Here is a 15552-nt window from a genome sequence, read left to right on the forward strand (position 1 = left end):
CATGGTGGCCAACGAAGAAGGCGTGCGACTGCAGAAGGTGCTGTCGCAGGCGGGAGTTGCCTCTCGGCGCGTCGCCGAGCGGATGATCCTGGACGGCCGGGTGGAGGTCGACGGCCAGATCGTCACCGAACTCGGTACCCGCGTCCACCCCGACCGGCAGGTGGTCCGCGTGGACGGCAGCCGGGTGCTCGTCGACGAGGACCTGGTGTACCTCGCGCTGAACAAGCCAAAGGGCATGCACTCCACCATGTCTGACGATCAGGGCCGGCCATGCATCGGTGATCTGGTCGAGCACCGGGTGCGTGGCAACAAGAAGCTCTTCCACGTCGGCCGGCTCGACGCCGAGACCGAGGGACTGATCCTGCTGACCAACGACGGTGAACTGGCGCACCGCTTGATGCACCCGCGGTACGAGGTGTCCAAGACGTACCTCGCCACCGTGCAGGGGACGGTGCCGCGCGGGATGGGCAAGAAGATGCGCGAGGGCGTGGAGCTGGAAGACGGACCTGTCCACGTCGATGAATTCGTGGTGGTCGACATGGCCGCCGGTAAGACTCTGGTGAAAATCGTTCTGCACGAGGGACGCAATCGCATCGTGCGCCGGTTGATGGCCGAGGTCGGGTTCCCGGTCAAGGAACTGGTGCGCACGCACATCGGCACGGTGTCGCTGGGGGAGCAGCGGGTCAACAGCCTGCGGGCGTTGACGCGCAAGGAAGTCGGCGAGCTGTACCAGGCGGTGGAACTGTGAACGGCGCCATCGTCATTGCGATCGACGGTCCGGCGGGTACCGGAAAGTCCTCGGTGTCAACGGGTTTGGCGCACGCACTCGGTGCCAACCACATCAACACCGGGGCGATGTACCGGATCGTGACGCTGGCGGTGCTACGGGCGGGCATCGACCCCGCCGACGCCGATGCCGTCGTCTCGGTGTGTGAGCAGACCGACTTCTCCGTCAGCTTCGACCCGGACCACGACACGTCGTACCTTGCGGGCGAAGACGTTTCGGACGAGATTCGCGGTGACGCGGTGACCCTTGCCGTGTCGGCCGTGTCGGCGATTCCGGCCGTGCGGACCCTGCTGGTGCAGCGGCAGCGCGAGCTCATCGCGGAGGCCGGCTCGGTCGTCGTCGAGGGCCGTGACATCGGCACCGTGGTGAAGCCGGACGCCGATCTCAAGATCTTCCTGACCGCCTCAGCCGAGGAGCGCGCCCGTCGGCGCAATGCGCAGAACGTCGCAAATGGCTTGGGCGACAACTACGAAGCGGTGCTCGCCGATGTGCAGCGCCGGGACCATCTGGACTCCACCCGCGCGGTTTCGCCGCTGCAGGCCGCCGATGATGCGGTCGTGGTCGATTCCAGCGATATGACCCAGGCTGGTGTGGTGGCACATCTGCTGGATCTCGTGCAGCAGAAGGTAGGTGTGCGTCAATGAGTGACGACGGAGTTTGGTTCGATGAAGGCGACTGGGAGATCGGCGCGGAGGGATTCGAGGCCGAGCTCGACGAGTACGCGGGACCGCCCCCGGTGGTGGCCGTCGTCGGGCGGCCCAATGTCGGCAAATCGACTCTGGTGAACCGCATTCTGGGCCGGCGTGAAGCGGTGGTCCAGGACATCCCCGGCGTGACCCGGGACCGCGTGTCGTACGACGCGCAGTGGGTCGGGCGCCGGTTCGTGGTGCAGGACACCGGCGGTTGGGAACCCGACGCCAAGGGTCTGCAGATGCTGGTCGCCGAGCAGGCCACCGTCGCGATGCGCACCGCGGACGCGATCATCCTGGTGGTCGACGCCGTGGTCGGAGCGACCGCGGCCGACGAGGCCGCGGCCAAGCGGCTGCAGCGCTCCGGCAAGCCGGTGTTCCTGGCGGCCAACAAGGTTGACAACGAGAAGGTGGAGTCCGAGGCCGCGGCGCTGTGGTCGCTGGGGCTGGGCCAGCCGTATTCGATCAGTGCGATGCACGGCCGCGGTGTGGCCGACCTGCTCGATGCGGTGCTCGAGGTGCTGCCGACCCTGTCCGAAATGAGTGGCGGGACAGGCGGTCCGCGCCGCGTCGCGCTGGTCGGCAAGCCCAACGTCGGCAAGAGCTCGCTGCTGAACAAGCTGTCCGGTGACGAGCGGTCCGTCGTGCATGACGTCGCCGGTACCACCGTGGACCCGGTCGACTCGCTGATCGAATTGGACGGCAAGACTTGGCGTTTCGTCGACACGGCCGGTCTGCGCCGTAAGGTCGGCCAGGCCAGCGGTCATGAGTTCTATGCCTCGGTGCGCACGCACGGTGCGATCGACGCCGCCGAAGTCGCGATCATGCTGATCGACGCCTCCCAGACGCTGTCCGAGCAGGACCTGCGGGTGCTGTCGATGGTGATCGAGGCCGGGCGCGCGTTGGTCATCGCGTTCAACAAGTGGGACCTGGTCGATGAGGACCGGCGCTACTTGCTGGACAAGGAGATCGAACGCGAATTGGTGCAGGTGCAATGGGCGCCGCGCGTCAACATCTCCGCGAAAACCGGTCGTGCCGTACAGAAGTTGGTGCCTGCGCTCGAGGCTTCGCTGGCATCGTGGGACGCCCGCATCTCGACCGGGCGGCTCAACGCGTTCCTCAAGGAGATCGTCGCTGCGACGCCGCCGCCGGTGCGCGGTGGCAAGCAGCCACGCATCCTGTTCGCCACCCAGGCGGCCTCGCGCCCGCCGACCTTCGTGCTGTTCACCACGGGCTTCCTGGAGGCCGGCTACCGCCGGTTCCTGGAGCGCCGGCTGCGTGAAGAGTTCGGTTTCGAGGGCAGCCCGATCAAGATCAATGTGCGGGTGCGGGAGAAGCGCGGCGTCAAGCGCTGACCGTCGCCGCGCCGCCGGACCCGTTTAGGGTCCGGCGGGAGGTCTGAGGTAGGCTTTCCAACCGTTGCCGGTTCGTCCGGTAGCGCCGCGGGCTGTGGCGCAGCTTGGTAGCGCACTTGACTGGGGGTCAAGTGGTCGCAGGTTCAAATCCTGTCAGCCCGACAGCAGGTCAGAGGCGGTTTCGGAGAAATTCGGGACCGCCTCAGTGCTGTCTAGGGACCACAACGGGGACCACGGCGGGCGTACGCTGCCGATATGGCGAAAGACCGGGCAGACGGCGAGGGCACTGTGTTCCAGCGGCCTAACGGCCGCTGGACGGCGAAACTGCGCTACATCGATCCGGCCACAGGCGAGTACAAGCGCGCGAGCGCGACCGCCGACACCAAGAAACTGGCTCTGAAGGAACTCGGCGAGGTCCGCAAGCGCATTGAGAGCGGTGCGCCCGCGCGTGACGCTAAGACGCCGCTGGGGGAATGGGCGGCGCTCTGGCGCCAGTCGTCGCTACCCGCGTCCAACCGCGCAGCGTCCACACGCGAGATGTACGCCAATCTCTGCCGCAAGTGGATCGAGGGTGACCCCACGTTGTCGGTGATCCGGCTTGACCGGCTCAAGGCCGTCGATGTGGAGAGGTTTCTCGTTGACCTGCGCGCCAGGACGAAGCCGGGACCAAAGGTGAACGATAAGCCGGGCAAGCCGGTACGGGCGCTCGGTGACTCGTCCATCCGCAGCATTTATGTCGTGCTGCGGGCGGTGCTGGATATCGCGGTGCGCGACGGCCTAATCGCCAAGAATCCCGCCGCAGCTGTGGCACGCCCCGGTGTGGCACGCAGGGAGGCCGAATACCTCACCGCCGACCAGACGGACGCTCTGCTTGCGCAGTGCACTGAGTCGCGCCACTACGGCTCGCTCGTGCTGATCGCGTCCACGGGTCTACGGCGGGGTGAGGCGCTGGGGCTGATGTGGAGAGACGTCAACTGGCAGCGGGCGACGTTGACGGTGCGCAACACCCTCGGCCGGGTGGCTGGCTCGTTGACACTATCGAAGCCCAAGACGGAACGGTCCCGCCGAACACTGCCGCTGTCGCCCGAACTGGTGGCGATGCTGCGCGAGATTCAAGCCGACCAGAAGGTGAGCGCGGAGAAGCTGGGCACCGAGTGGGACAACCGTGACGGTCTGGTTTTCGTGACGGACTTCGGCCGTCCGATTGACCCACGAAATCTGACCAGGACGGTCACCGAGGCAGCGGCCAAGGCCGGAATAACCGGCGTCACCGGTCCGCACATGCTGCGCCATGGCGCAGCAACCCAGCTGCTGGAGAGCGGCGTTCACGTCAAGGCGGTCGCCGACATTCTTGGGCATTCATCGATTGCGATCACTGGGGATATCTACGGCCACAGTTCGCAGGATCACTTACGCGATGCGCTGCAAATGATCAACCGATAACAACGGGACCTTGATTCATAGCGTATTTGGGTACTACGGCAGATACCAATAGCTGCACCTACGTACCCAATGGCTGCAGCTGCGGATCCAAGGCGGCGTGATACACGCCGCACCAGCGAGAACCTTCGAGCAGGTGAACTAGAACACGGGGTACTTCGGTTTTCTCCCTACATCGCGCCATCTGCAGCTCTGGTTTTCCCTCACATTGCTCAGCAGCTCTGACCTGCAAAAACCTGGGGCCGGCGGTTCTAGCGTTCGGCTCTTCCGTCGGCAGATGGGGTTAACGTCGTCCCCGCAACACAGCAGGACGTGACGGGGCAACATCATTCGTCTCGGAACGTCCCAAACATGAAGGGACGCAATGACAACACCACTGCTTCTGCCGATCGGCCAAACGGCCAATGACGGCGTTCGCGGATACCTCGGGGGTATCGCCCGTACCAGGGTTTATGAGCTGATCGGGTCACGCGATCTTGAGGTTGTGAAGCTCGGCCGGCGCACGCTCATTACGCGCGCCAGCCGACGCCCTCGTCGCGCGACTGCAGTTCCGAGCGGCTTGAGGGCAAATGTTGACCAACCACATCAAGCCGATGCCGTTCGTCAAGCTGTATCAGTTCGAGTCCAAAGAGCTCGCCAAAGACGAGACGTTGCCGCCGTACCTTCGGGCGTTTTTTCTGGCGATCAGCCGTGCTCAACCGAACCGACATGCCGAGTTCAAACGCGGCGAGCTAGCCAAGCTCCTGGGTAAGAATCGGAAGCGAAACGCGCACCTGGACAGCACTATTGGACGTGCTGTTGAATACGGGCTACTGCACAGGGATTCGATTCCGAGGTGCTTGGTGCTGACTAACTTGGTTGATCTCTTCGACAAGTACGGTGTCGGCGCTCGCTCGTGCCGGACACATGGGGGAACACCCCGGCCGTCATTCCCCGCCTCCTGCCACCCTGATAAGGCAAAGGAGGCACACGGCCTGTGTGATGCGTGTTACCGCCGTGAGATACGTACGGCCAGAGCACAGGGACGTGCTCCGTGGTGGGATGAGCCCGAACCTATCGATACCCCGGAGTTGGAGCGGCTGATGTACCTGGACAGCGTTGCAGCCGACGAACCACCTGACTGGGATGAGCCCGAACCAGAAATGCTCGCTCCAGGCGCGTAACTCGTGGACAAATAGGCGGACAGTCGGGAGAAAGTACCGGACAAATCAGCGGATCTTGCTGAATTTCAGGGCATCTACCTGCAATGTCCGGTTTTTCTCTCATTCTTATCTCAATGGCCAACCAGGCGGGTTACGTGTGTGGCGTTGATCGACGCCGTACATCAGGGCGTCTCATGCCGGACTCGGCAGCCACCAGGGTAGGGCTGCCAATGTGATGTCCTTGCCATGTCGGAGATCTCATGGCCTCCGCCCCCTCCGGGGCGGGGGAGGTTCGGTCGTCAGCTACTGCATGATGCGGCGGTCGGTTGTCGAGGTGGCCACATCGGGGAGCAACATCCCGGCTCTAACGTTCTACGCGTCTTCGTGGCTGAAGTACTCGGCCCAGTACACGTCGTCATCGGTGTCGCGACTTGTGGCCACGATGGCGGCTCCGACCAACAGCGCGATAAGCCAGACCATGCGATTGAGGCTACTCGCCCAGGGCGACATGGTCTTTCACGATTTCGCGCCGACCCGCTCAAGTCGTACCTGTCCCTGCTGTACGGACCTTCCACCCGACGCTGTCATGTTGTGCCGGCGATCGGTCATTGGGAAGAGTTACCTGAATGCGATCGCGAGGATCGCCTCTGATCATCGCTTTTTCGTGCGGAAATAGTGTCGGAGGGAAATCACCCTGACGTATGTCGTGCGCGGCGCAACACGCCGAACTTTTGACCCGCCCCCGGGGTCTGCGGCGGGTGTGCACCTGACTGGTGGAGAACTTTCTATCTTCCACAATCCGAAATGCGCTATACCTTTGGACCATCGGGCGACGGAGTCCAGGGGAGGCGGGCGTACAGATGTCAGTTGGTCGCGACCATGACGGGCGAGAGCTGCGGGTCGGAGACCCGGTGACCCTTGAGTACGGGGGTATTGCGAACAGGGGTCGCGGCGGCGCGAACTCGCGTGGCGAGGTTGCAGGGTTCGGTCGGGTTAACGTTCAGGTCCGTATCAGTGACAGCAGCAGTGACGATCTGATCGGTACAACCGTGGCTGTGCCTGGTGCTCATCTCAAATACGGCCACGTGGGGTTTGTGCGGGCAATTGATCGGTTGGCCGATCTGCGCGAGAACGACCGGACGGATGCCATTCATGAGCTCATCACGCTCGCTGCCGAACGGGCGATCATCACACAAGAGCAGGCGCAGGCGCTCAGGTCGTTGACGGAAGATGTCGCGCAGCCGTTCCCATAATGGCGTCGGCACACGCTTCCGGGAGGTGTGCGGTTCGGCGCCGCATGGTCGCCATCAAGGCTGGCCACTTTGTCGGGCGGTAGAGCTGGAGACCCATATAGCGGGGTTCGCTGCGGAGACGCGCAATGGGTCAGCAGGCCGTGACGTGGGCAAACACGAGTTGGCATGCGAGATGTGCTGACCGCCGTCAGCACAGGACGGCAGTGGGAAGCTGTCTATCCCCGCAGACCGTACGCCGCAGTCAGTTCGGGCCTGCGAGCCAACATCGCCTCAAGATGCGCCTCGGACCATGGCTCGATCCTGGGATCTGATCCACGTTCGTTGTGTGTCTCGATGAACCTGATGGCGTCCGCCGTGAATCGACCACTCGTTGCCACGACAAGGCAATGGATATGCGGCGGTTCCCAGGCAGAAAGACGCGAGACTACGTCCATAACAGACACGGGGTCGACCGACTTCGATCGCCAATGCTTTGCCTGCACAATGACGCGTTCACGCCTTGAATAGCCCGACGCATCGGGGAGTGTCCGATAGCAGGTCAAATCACGTCCATGATCAGTGGCGTTCGTTTTCATCAACCAGTCAACGCTGTCGTATCCCGCTAGCCCGCGAAGCAGGTCATAGAGAAGCCGCTCAAATCCTTCGTCGGTGATCAAGTCCCAGCGAAGGGCCGTAGTCACGCCTCCGCTCGGCTCGTTGGCTGCGGCAACGCCTAGATCAAGGTCAGGAACCGGCAGGGGGTCTGTCTCTGCGATGACAGCTGAGAGGATCTCTGGCTTCACAGAGGGCCAGTCCAGCTCAAAGATGTCCCACCAGTCGTGGCCTTGACCAAATGACATATGGCGCCGCAGGTCAGACCAACGGCCTGCGCGCGGAGTCGCATCCCCAAGCAAGCGATCAATCTCGGCAATGCGGTCCCGAATAACCTCAGTTTCGGCTGTTTGTATCTTTTCACTTGCCTCGCGCGGGACGTTGCGCACACAAATAGGAAGAAGTCGGTCGACCTCGGCTATGACAACCTCGGCCCGGGTGCGAACAGCGCGCCTGCGGGCGCGCTTTAGGCGATACCGATACTCCTGAATGTCCTTAGTGGGCTGCTCAATTGCTTCGTACACCGGCCAGGGAGGCTCGCCAAGCTCCATCCAGTCCAGGAACGAACGACCGATGTCGTCGGGCGTGGGTATCGATTCCGTGATTGTCCATCCGTCGACGGGTGGCAGTCCCCTGATCAGGTCAATCCATGCTCGCGCGAGGTCGTCAAAGCCAATCGGATTGCCCAAAACGGCCGACCGAGGAATCATGGCCTCCGCCTGGTCCCAAATAGCCTCCGCCTTAGCCAGGTTCGCCGCGGCCGCGTCGAAGATCGCCAGAAGTTGCTCTAACTCCATTCGTTGCGCCTACAACACACCAGACCCGGTTTTCTAGAGGCGTCCGTAACCGCGAATACCGACGCAGATATCTCATCGCGCATAGGCTTTGTTCACCTCCGGCGTAGCGAATTTTCGGCTTTCAAGCATGTCAAGTGTGACCCGGTTGTCGTCGTCGTGCGCGAGCCACCTACGTACCGTTGTTCGACGCTCGTCGGCGGCGAGACATGCCAACGCAACGATCCTTCGGCTCTGCGGGTGATCGGTGCGTACGGCTACTTGACGGAGCGCCGCCCGAGCGGCTTGTGGGTCCCAGGCGCACAATCGTTGCGCCGCTACCGCTAACAGCGAGATAGAAGTATCTGAGTCAGCGATAAGTGTCGCCACATAATCGCGCAGTGCTTTGCGCGGACGAGATTCGCTGGGAAATAGGTGAAGATACTGCGCCACCGACCATTGCAGCGACCCCCAGCCGCTTTGTGCATACTCCAGGAACCAGTCTTGCAGGCTGCTCTGCGTGAACGTCAGCTTGAACAGTGGAGTCAAAGCGTCTGCTGCGTGCGGCATCTGGTGCGCCAGCTGCGCGAACTCCTGAATGCGATAGCGGCTGTTGTGTTTTCGCATTCGCAGGGCCGCAAACTTCAGGCTCGTCCTGGGAGCGCGAGCGGGGTCATCGAGCAGCCGGTCAACCAGTTCTTCCAATGGCTTCGCGTCCTTGTCGGTTAACAGGGCGTCGTCTACGGCGCTGTGCTCGATTTGCAATGCAGTCTCATAGAGATCCTCGCCATCCAGAACCTCTGTCTTCGCCGAGTTGATGTTCATCCCGATCGAACGTGCGACGCTCTGCAATTCAAGTTGGGCGCGGCGCAGGTCTGACGCATCATCGCCGAAGAGCCAAACATCGTCCATCCACCTTGTCCAACTCCGACGCGGAGACTTTCGTTTGGATCCAAGGAGATCAAGGCTGGGAACGTCGTGCGAGTACTGCTCAAGGACGTCATCGAGAGGCTGAAGGTACATGTTTGCCACTACCGCTGACGCAAGCGATCTTTGTGGGAGTCCCGACCTTCCAGGCGTCTTGGACATGCCATCGATTAGAGAGAGAAGTCGTCGACTGACGGCGCCCTGGGCTACTCGTTCATCGATCGCAGGGAGCACCAGATCGACGGGCATGCTCGCGAAGCAGGAGACCAAATCGGTGCGGAGGCCGACTTCGAAGAAGCCGACCGCGCCGCTGAGATGGTCGCGGTAGGCGTCCCATTGCAGGCTGTTCTGTGAGTAGCCGCCACGCTCCGTCGAACCTGGCGGCAGACGCCAACCATAAACGCTCGGCGAGAGGTCTCCGATCAAATCGACGCTTACTCGGTCGACCAACGACTGATAGACCAACCGATCCACGATATTCAGGACCACCGCTGGCCGGACTCCCCAGTTCTCTTTCGGAACGTCGATGAGAGCTGCGCGGCCTATGCGATTCGACTTCAGGTGCTCGACTAGCAACTCCTGGGCCGTCGATGCGATGTAGTCAATCTCTGGCCAACCCCACGGATCGCGGTGCCAGTCGCCAACGAACTCTGAACGAACGTTGAAGACAGCTTTTTCGAAGTCGAGTGCCTTCGACCAATCGATTCCTGCCACCGGACCGACATTGCCATGGATCAGCTGAGACGCGTGAAGATCTAGGAGTGTGTCGTCGCTGCAGCAGAACCAAGGTGGTACTAGCAGCCTGTTGCAGAACTAAAGTATTGAGACACCCACCTTGAGATCGATTGCTGTGGCGAGATCACCAGGTCCGGGTGTCTCAGAAGTTGAATCAAAATAGGTGTCTCATATTGAAATGTTATGAGACTTATGAGACATTGATGGTATGTCGATCCCTGGCGCGCCTATCGCCCCCGCCGCGACCGGAACCGTTCTTGGCTATGCCCGCGTCAGCACCGGGCACCAGTCGCTCGATCAGCAGGTCGATGCTCTGACTGCTGCGGGCGTGGTCACGTCCCGCGTCTACTCGGACAAGCTCTCGGGCACCTCAACTCGTGAGCAACGCCCCGGCCTTGCCGCCCTCCTCGATTACGCCCGCGAGGGTGACGCCATCGTAGTTGTGGGTATCGATCGGCTCGGCCGCAACGCCGCAGAGGTCATGTCGACTATCCGCGATCTGAGTGAACGGGGAATTGTGTTGCGGTCACTGCGTGAGGGCATCGACACCTCCAATGCAACGGGCCGCATGGTGGCCGGTGTGTTGGCGAGTCTGGCTGAGCTGGAATTGGAACTTGGCCGTGAGCGTCGGGCAGCGGCTCGTGAGGCTCGACGTGCCCGTGGCCAGGCCATCGGTCGGCCGAAGGCACTGGACGGGGCGAAGTCCGCCCTGGCTCAGCGGATGTACTCTGCTGGCGAGTCGGCGGGCACGATTGCTTCCACGCTCGGCGTCAGTCGGGCGACTATCTATCGGGTACTTAGCGACCAGTCCGTCGTCGGCCGGCCTCGAACGGCCGAGGCTGGGGCTTCCTGAACTGGCCGATACTCTAGCCAGATCCGCGAATTAGGTGGCGTTAGCCCGGACCAAGGAGGACGACGACTGCTAGTAACGGCGAACTGGCGCGAGTGGTACCACTTCCGTCACCAGCAAGAATGCTTCAAGTCAGGAACAGCGTTCGAAACCTACGTCGCGAACGTATTGACGCGCTTTCATCCCGACTTCGTCAATCCAGATCCAACGGGCACCCTCGGGGATGGAGGGTGCGACGGTCTCGCGGAGCGAGGGACCCTCTTTTACGCGTGCTACGGGCAGCGACCCGGCCGGAACGCTGAAAGAGAGTTGGCGTCCAAGATTAAGTCGGACTTCGAGCGAGCCCTTGAAGAGTGGAGCGAGTTTGATACGTGGACTTTCGTTACGAATGCAACTGTCGGTCCGTTGTCGTTGAAGACGTTTGTTGCCCTACAGCAGCTACATGGCCCGGGTACGGAACGCCCGTTGACGATGAGGATCTGGCGGCCTGAAGATCTCTGGAGGGAGGTCGTCGGCACGCTGGATCTTGAGAGTTTGAACGAGCTGTTCCCTGGCGCGCCAGGTGCTCAACACGTTGAACTCGCGGACCTCTTGCCGCTCCTCGATGCCCTGGGCAACATCGGTGCCGCTCCCGAGACCGGCAATGCTGTGCTGCCAGTCCCGCCGGATAAGATGGACTTCAACTCCCTCCCCGAGGCTAGTCGTATGGAATTCAACGCTGGGAGGCTTCTGGCGCCCAGAATCGACCGGTGGTACGAAGAGTCGTCGGACCCGGACCTGCGCGACGTCCACGGTGAAGCGTTTCGGGTTATCTACGCCAGTTATCGGGCCGTTACGGATACGCCAGCCGAGCTTCTCGAACGTCTGTACGTGTCGGTGGCAGGCGCTAACTTCCGCATGGACGGAACGCGTGCAAATGCTGCGTTCGCAGTCGTCAGTTACTTCTTCGACTCTTGTCACATCTTCGATACGCCGCCGATGGAATCAGTGCCAGACCAGGAGGTGCCCAGTGCTGCTACCGACTAAGGGCGTGTCTTTGGATCGCGCGCTGATCACCGTGGGAGGCAGCATCTTGGAGGATCTTCGCGGACCAACCTCGGTTTCGACGTTGTGGGAGCGGCAACGTCAACGAGCCCAGCTGGCCCCGGAGTCCGGACGAATCACCTTCGATTGGTTCTCCCTCGCGCTGGCCTTTCTCTATACGGCAGGGTTGATTGATACCTCAGCAGATGGCTACTTGGTGCGAACGAATGTTTCTTAACAAGCTGACGGCCTCGGATGAGCGGTTCAAGACTCTGACGTTTCGCGATGGACTGAACATTCTTGTTGCGGACCGCACTGAAAGTTCTGCCCAGAGTGACAGCCGGAACAGCATCGGCAAGACCAGCTTCGTCAAGATCGTGCGATACCTGTTAGGAGGCGACCTGCCCCCAGAGTTCAGAGCTGCTGAACTTTCGGGACATCGGTTCACCGCCACGCTCACCATCCCGGACGAAACCTTCGAGGAATCGACCGTTGATGTGAGCCGTGGTATTTCACCCACTACTCGAGTCCAAGTAGCTGGTTGGCCAATTACGTCCGGCGAGACCGACCTCCATATTGACGAATGGCGAGATCTGATGACTCGTCAGATCTTTCGCGTTCCGGAGGACGCCGATCGCCCCACAGTAGGACAATTGTGGGGTCAACTGGTCCGTACATACTTCGGCAACCCGACGAAGGTTCACCAATCCGAGCCGGATTGGGAATCCGGAGTACGGATCGGATTCTTGCTCGGACTCTCGCCGGTGATCCTCGGACAAGCGGGCGACATTGATCGTCTCACTAAGCAGGCCAAGGCCATTCGGAAAGCCGTCAAGGAGGGCGCGTTCACGCATCTGTCTCTCGATGAGCCAGCATTGCGGGCACAACTGGCAACGGCGCGGCGGCGGAGGGATCGTATGTCGAGCGATCTCCGGTCTTTCAAGGTCGACCAGCAGTATGCGCAGCATCAAGATGAGGCTGATCGGCTGACGGGTGAGATTCAGAGACTCAACGATGAGGGGCTGTCGTTCGAACGGCGCTCGCGCGAATTGACCCAAGCGCTAGGTGAAGAGGCTGAGTCAACTGAGCCGGACAGCCTAAAAGCGCGGCTGGCCCGGGTGTACTCGGAGGTCGGTCTCATGCTCCCTGACTCGATTGGGAGGCGTTATGACGAGGTAGCCGCATTCCACGAGTCCGTTGTTCGCAATCGCCGATTGTTCTTGGAACAAGAACTGGAGTTCGTGCAGTCACGGCTCACATCGATCGCCGACGAGCGCCGCACACTTGATGATCAGCGTTCGCAAGTAATGCAGCTTTTAGGTGAGACGGTTGCCCTCGATACGTTCGTAGACACGCAGAGGGATTTCGCCGCGCAGGAAGCGGAGGTCGCTGATCTTGAGCGACGCCTTGAAGCTGCGCACTCGATTGCGACAATAAACGACACAATCAAGCTCCGGACAGCGGAACTGATCTCATCGGTCCGAACGGAGATGACCGAGCGCCAATCGAGTCTCGATGATGCGATCTCTCAGTTTGGTGAACTTGGTGCTGAGATCTATAGCGATCGCGCAGCATCGCTGCTTCTCTCGCCGACTACCAACGGTTTGCTCAAAGTTGAGCCGAGGATCTCCGGTGATGCAAGCGTCGGAGTGCGGGGCGTCGAAACCTTTATGTTGGATATGGTTTGTGTGGTTGCTGCTATACAGGCGGGCCGCGCGCCGCGCGTGCTGATTCACGACAGCCATCTGTTCGACTCGATAGACGGCCGCCAAGTCGCTTCTTGCCTCAACATTGGGGCAAGGCTCGCAGAACAATACGGGTTTCAGTACATTGTGACCCTCAACTCTGACTTCCTTGACACCGTCGAAAAGCAAAGCGACGGCGCCTTCGACGCAGATCCATTCATCCTTGACGTTCGTTTGACGGACGAAACCGATGCCGGCGGTCTGTTCGGGTTCCGTTTCGGGTAGCGCCGGCCCGCTATTTCCGCGTGTAGTACATCGTTGGATCCGGATCCGGTACGGGCTCGGAATCACCGAAGTCATCCCACGGCTTGCAATAGGGGCACCACGGCCGCAGCCGATGATGGACCCACTCGGCGTAGATCAGCCCGAAGATCCACAAGTCGGCTGGGATGAACATCGGGCGGGCAATGTGCGGTGAGAACGCGGCGGTGAGCAGTGGGGCGGCGAACGCCGCTATCGCGCAGATGATTCCAAGCGGCGTGGCGACGAAGTGCGTGAATCGCAGCGGAAGCTTGCGGCGCTCCACGAGGGCTGGCGCGTCAGCGGGAACGTCGTCCATGCACCGAAAGCAGAGGTGATTCCTGCGGCGGTGGAACAAGCTTGCGTACCAGCAGGTCATCAGGGCAACGAAGCAAACAAAGTTGATGTAGGTAAGCAGCCCGAACCAGGACGCGACTCGTAGTGCAACGGCGACGGGCAAGATGTAGATGACCGCATGCGCCAGGAAGGACGCCACCTGGGAGAGACGCGATTCGTCACCGAAGTGCGCTGTTGACGCCACGCTCTCCACCTCCTTCTGGGAAACCAAGTGCCATAACTGGCGTGGTGAAGTTATCGCACCCCGCCGACAGATCCGACACCGCCGGTAGCCGTCGAGCCCTGGGCCATGACAACGTCCTGAGTCGCGAGCGCGCAGCCGTTAGTCGCGCGATGCCCACCCGATGAGTACTGGAGCTGGGGACCACAACGGGGACCACAGGTTCGAATCCGGCTAAATCCCGTTGTGACCAGTACTGCCTGTGAACTGCAGTAATATCAAAACCGAACACTGCGAAACGCCCGTCTTCAAGACTGGGGGTCAAGTGGTCGCAGGTTCAAATCCTGTCAGCCCGACTTGGCAGATAGCTGGCGCGTCTTACTTGAACCGGGTAGCTCGGTTCAGCGGTTGCGCGTGATCCACTCCGATAGTGCTGATTCAAGTGCATCACTCGGAGCTCGGTCCATCTGTCCTGCGAGGCTTTCGAATTCGCGAATTGCTGATTCGCTTGCACCGAAACTAAGACGGCTGGTACTCCTGTCGCGGGGACTCGGCTTCTGTCGCAGTTCATCAGTGGGAAATTTGGTAATGAGTTCTACAATGTTCTGCGGTGTAGGAATCATCAAGTCTCGCTTTGAGAACCAGCTGAGTTGCTGATTGCGTGCGGATGTCTTGCAAATTCCTCGATTGTGTACATAGTCATGCCGCATGCTCTTCAGATCGCCGAAATAGTTGATCTGAAAATCGCCAGGGTTGCAATCATGGGCCGCTGCCAGCTGATGCCTGTAGTGTTCATCCCAGTCTGTAAAGAAACTGATAATCGATTGGGCGGAAAACTGCTTGGCGACCGCGGGGGGAAACTCTGGAAGCGATTTGACGTCAGGGTCAACTAGTGGATTATCTCGATTGGCATGGTATTTGAATCCCGCGGGGCTAAGCGTGGTAGGCGATTCTTTATCGACAAACGTCTTAGTCGGTATGTCGTAGTACCGGAGTGGAGCAGTTGTCTGCTTGATGAAGCTATCGACATGCCGAACCAGTTCTTCGGCGACCAGTCGTGTTGCACCTTGCTGACCTATGCACGAAATCAGCAGTGTCGTCCTTAGGGACGACAAGATGTCGCTGATTACTTCATCGACCGTCGGTTCCCCCATTGGTTCGGTGTCAAGCATGTGGCGGGCGGCTTGGACGACAACCGTGATGCCCTCCCACTGCGGCAATAACTCCAGGTCTGGGCTCAGGGCATTGACAGCATCCGCCACGGGTTGTAGTGCCGCCAACAGCAAGGGATCGCTCGGTTGATCTGTTGACCACAGCTGGAGGAACGGAGTTGTTATAGCTTGAGTGATGAGTCTGTAGAACAGTTGGTGCAGGGGAGCGCCGGGCCGGACGTTCGCCCGTACTTGCGGGGACTCAAGCTGTTGTCGCATGCGTTGGCCACTAGGCATCGTGCTTAGCTGTTCCATGTCGGCGAGCATGCGGTGC

14 protein-coding genes and 1 tRNA gene are annotated in these 15552 nt (G+C 60.8%); 11 read left to right on the plus strand and 4 right to left on the minus strand.

The features are described 5' to 3' along the window. The first annotated feature begins 1 nt into the window (after position 1). The 7 genes from ACNO8X_RS14480 (at position 2) to ACNO8X_RS14510 (ending at position 6666) form a co-directional block, all read left to right on the plus strand. A complete protein-coding gene (locus ACNO8X_RS14480; RefSeq protein WP_418001544.1) occupies positions 2-748 on the plus strand; it encodes a pseudouridine synthase in 747 nt (248 codons plus the stop codon). Beyond that, entirely contained in the window at positions 745-1431 is a 687-nt protein-coding gene (cmk, locus tag ACNO8X_RS14485; protein ID WP_418001545.1) for a (d)CMP kinase, read from the plus strand. Before ACNO8X_RS14480 ends, cmk begins: the two co-directional genes overlap by 4 nt. Next, the gene (gene der, locus ACNO8X_RS14490) at positions 1428-2831 is read left to right on the plus strand and encodes a ribosome biogenesis GTPase Der (RefSeq protein ID WP_043398725.1); all 1404 of its coding nucleotides are present in this window, start codon (positions 1428-1430) and stop codon (positions 2829-2831) included. The genes cmk and der overlap by 4 nt, the downstream gene beginning before the upstream one ends. An 88-nt stretch (positions 2832-2919) precedes the next feature. Beyond that, positions 2920-2993, plus strand: a tRNA-Pro gene (locus tag ACNO8X_RS14495). 93 nt (positions 2994-3086) lie between these two features. Then, positions 3087-4274 carry a tyrosine-type recombinase/integrase gene (locus ACNO8X_RS14500; protein WP_418001546.1) on the plus strand — a complete coding sequence of 396 codons (1188 nt, stop codon included), beginning with the start codon at positions 3087-3089 and terminating at the stop codon, positions 4272-4274. A 566-nt stretch (positions 4275-4840) separates the two neighbouring features. Then, entirely contained in the window at positions 4841-5434 is a 594-nt protein-coding gene (locus ACNO8X_RS14505; RefSeq protein WP_418001547.1) for a hypothetical protein, read from the plus strand. 890 nt (positions 5435-6324) lie between these two features. Beyond that, positions 6325-6666: a hypothetical protein gene (locus tag ACNO8X_RS14510; protein WP_418001548.1), complete on the plus strand. Its 342-nt coding sequence runs from the start codon at positions 6325-6327 to the stop codon at positions 6664-6666. Between the two features lie 215 nt (positions 6667-6881). Here ACNO8X_RS14510 and ACNO8X_RS14515 read toward each other — a convergent pair whose 3' ends face one another. Further along, on the minus strand, positions 6882-8054 hold the full coding sequence (locus ACNO8X_RS14515; RefSeq protein WP_418001549.1) for a restriction endonuclease: 1173 nt from the start codon (positions 8052-8054) through the stop codon (positions 6882-6884). A 72-nt stretch (positions 8055-8126) separates the two neighbouring features. Further along, positions 8127-9671 carry an RNA-directed DNA polymerase gene (locus ACNO8X_RS14520; RefSeq protein ID WP_418001550.1) on the minus strand — a complete coding sequence of 515 codons (1545 nt, stop codon included), beginning with the start codon at positions 9669-9671 and terminating at the stop codon, positions 8127-8129. Positions 9672-9900: 229 nt separating this feature from the next. Here ACNO8X_RS14520 and ACNO8X_RS14525 point away from each other — a divergent pair, with 229 nt between their 5' ends. The 4 genes from ACNO8X_RS14525 (at position 9901) to ACNO8X_RS14540 (ending at position 13535) form a co-directional block, all read left to right on the plus strand. After that, positions 9901-10545: a recombinase family protein gene (locus tag ACNO8X_RS14525; RefSeq protein ID WP_418001551.1), complete on the plus strand. Its 645-nt coding sequence runs from the start codon at positions 9901-9903 to the stop codon at positions 10543-10545. 468 nt (positions 10546-11013) lie between these two features. Next, complete coding sequence (locus ACNO8X_RS14530) at positions 11014-11568, plus strand: ABC-three component system protein (RefSeq protein WP_418005906.1); 555 nt, start codon at positions 11014-11016, stop codon at positions 11566-11568. Next, positions 11459-11803, plus strand: a complete 345-nt coding sequence (locus tag ACNO8X_RS14535; RefSeq protein WP_418001552.1) for an ABC-three component system middle component 6 — start codon at positions 11459-11461, stop codon at positions 11801-11803. The genes ACNO8X_RS14530 and ACNO8X_RS14535 overlap by 110 nt, the downstream gene beginning before the upstream one ends. Continuing rightward, positions 11793-13535, plus strand: coding sequence for an ABC-three component system protein (locus ACNO8X_RS14540; protein WP_418001553.1), 1743 nt, complete (start codon positions 11793-11795; stop codon positions 13533-13535). Before ACNO8X_RS14535 ends, ACNO8X_RS14540 begins: the two co-directional genes overlap by 11 nt. A 10-nt stretch (positions 13536-13545) precedes the next feature. On the opposite strand, the gene ACNO8X_RS14545 is transcribed toward ACNO8X_RS14540, so the two are convergent. Continuing rightward, entirely contained in the window at positions 13546-14091 is a 546-nt protein-coding gene (locus tag ACNO8X_RS14545) for a hypothetical protein (protein WP_418001554.1), read from the minus strand. Between the two features lie 377 nt (positions 14092-14468). Then, positions 14469-15545 carry a hypothetical protein gene (locus ACNO8X_RS14550; RefSeq protein WP_418001555.1) on the minus strand — a complete coding sequence of 359 codons (1077 nt, stop codon included), beginning with the start codon at positions 15543-15545 and terminating at the stop codon, positions 14469-14471. Positions 15546-15552 lie beyond the last annotated feature (7 nt).

The organism is Mycobacterium sp. PDNC021, assembly GCF_048282635.1.
GTDB lineage: Bacteria > Actinomycetota > Actinomycetes > Mycobacteriales > Mycobacteriaceae > Mycobacterium > Mycobacterium llatzerense.

Coding starts and splice junctions, on each gene's coding strand:
- ACNO8X_RS14530 (WP_418005906.1), top strand. CDS start 11,014: ATGAGGATCTGGCGGCCTGAAGATCTCTGGAGGGAGGTCGTCGGCACG.
- ACNO8X_RS14535 (WP_418001552.1), top strand. CDS start 11,459: ATGCTGCGTTCGCAGTCGTCAGTTACTTCTTCGACTCTTGTCACATCT.
- ACNO8X_RS14480 (WP_418001544.1), top strand. CDS start 2: ATGGTGGCCAACGAAGAAGGCGTGCGACTGCAGAAGGTGCTGTCGCAG.
- ACNO8X_RS14540 (WP_418001553.1), top strand. CDS start 11,793: ATGTTTCTTAACAAGCTGACGGCCTCGGATGAGCGGTTCAAGACTCTG.
- ACNO8X_RS14550 (WP_418001555.1), bottom strand. CDS start 15,545: ATGCTCGCCGACATGGAACAGCTAAGCACGATGCCTAGTGGCCAACGC.
- ACNO8X_RS14515 (WP_418001549.1), bottom strand. CDS start 8,054: ATGGAGTTAGAGCAACTTCTGGCGATCTTCGACGCGGCCGCGGCGAAC.
- ACNO8X_RS14505 (WP_418001547.1), top strand. CDS start 4,841: ATGTTGACCAACCACATCAAGCCGATGCCGTTCGTCAAGCTGTATCAG.
- der (WP_043398725.1), top strand. CDS start 1,428: ATGAGTGACGACGGAGTTTGGTTCGATGAAGGCGACTGGGAGATCGGC.
- ACNO8X_RS14525 (WP_418001551.1), top strand. CDS start 9,901: ATGTCGATCCCTGGCGCGCCTATCGCCCCCGCCGCGACCGGAACCGTT.
- ACNO8X_RS14500 (WP_418001546.1), top strand. CDS start 3,087: ATGGCGAAAGACCGGGCAGACGGCGAGGGCACTGTGTTCCAGCGGCCT.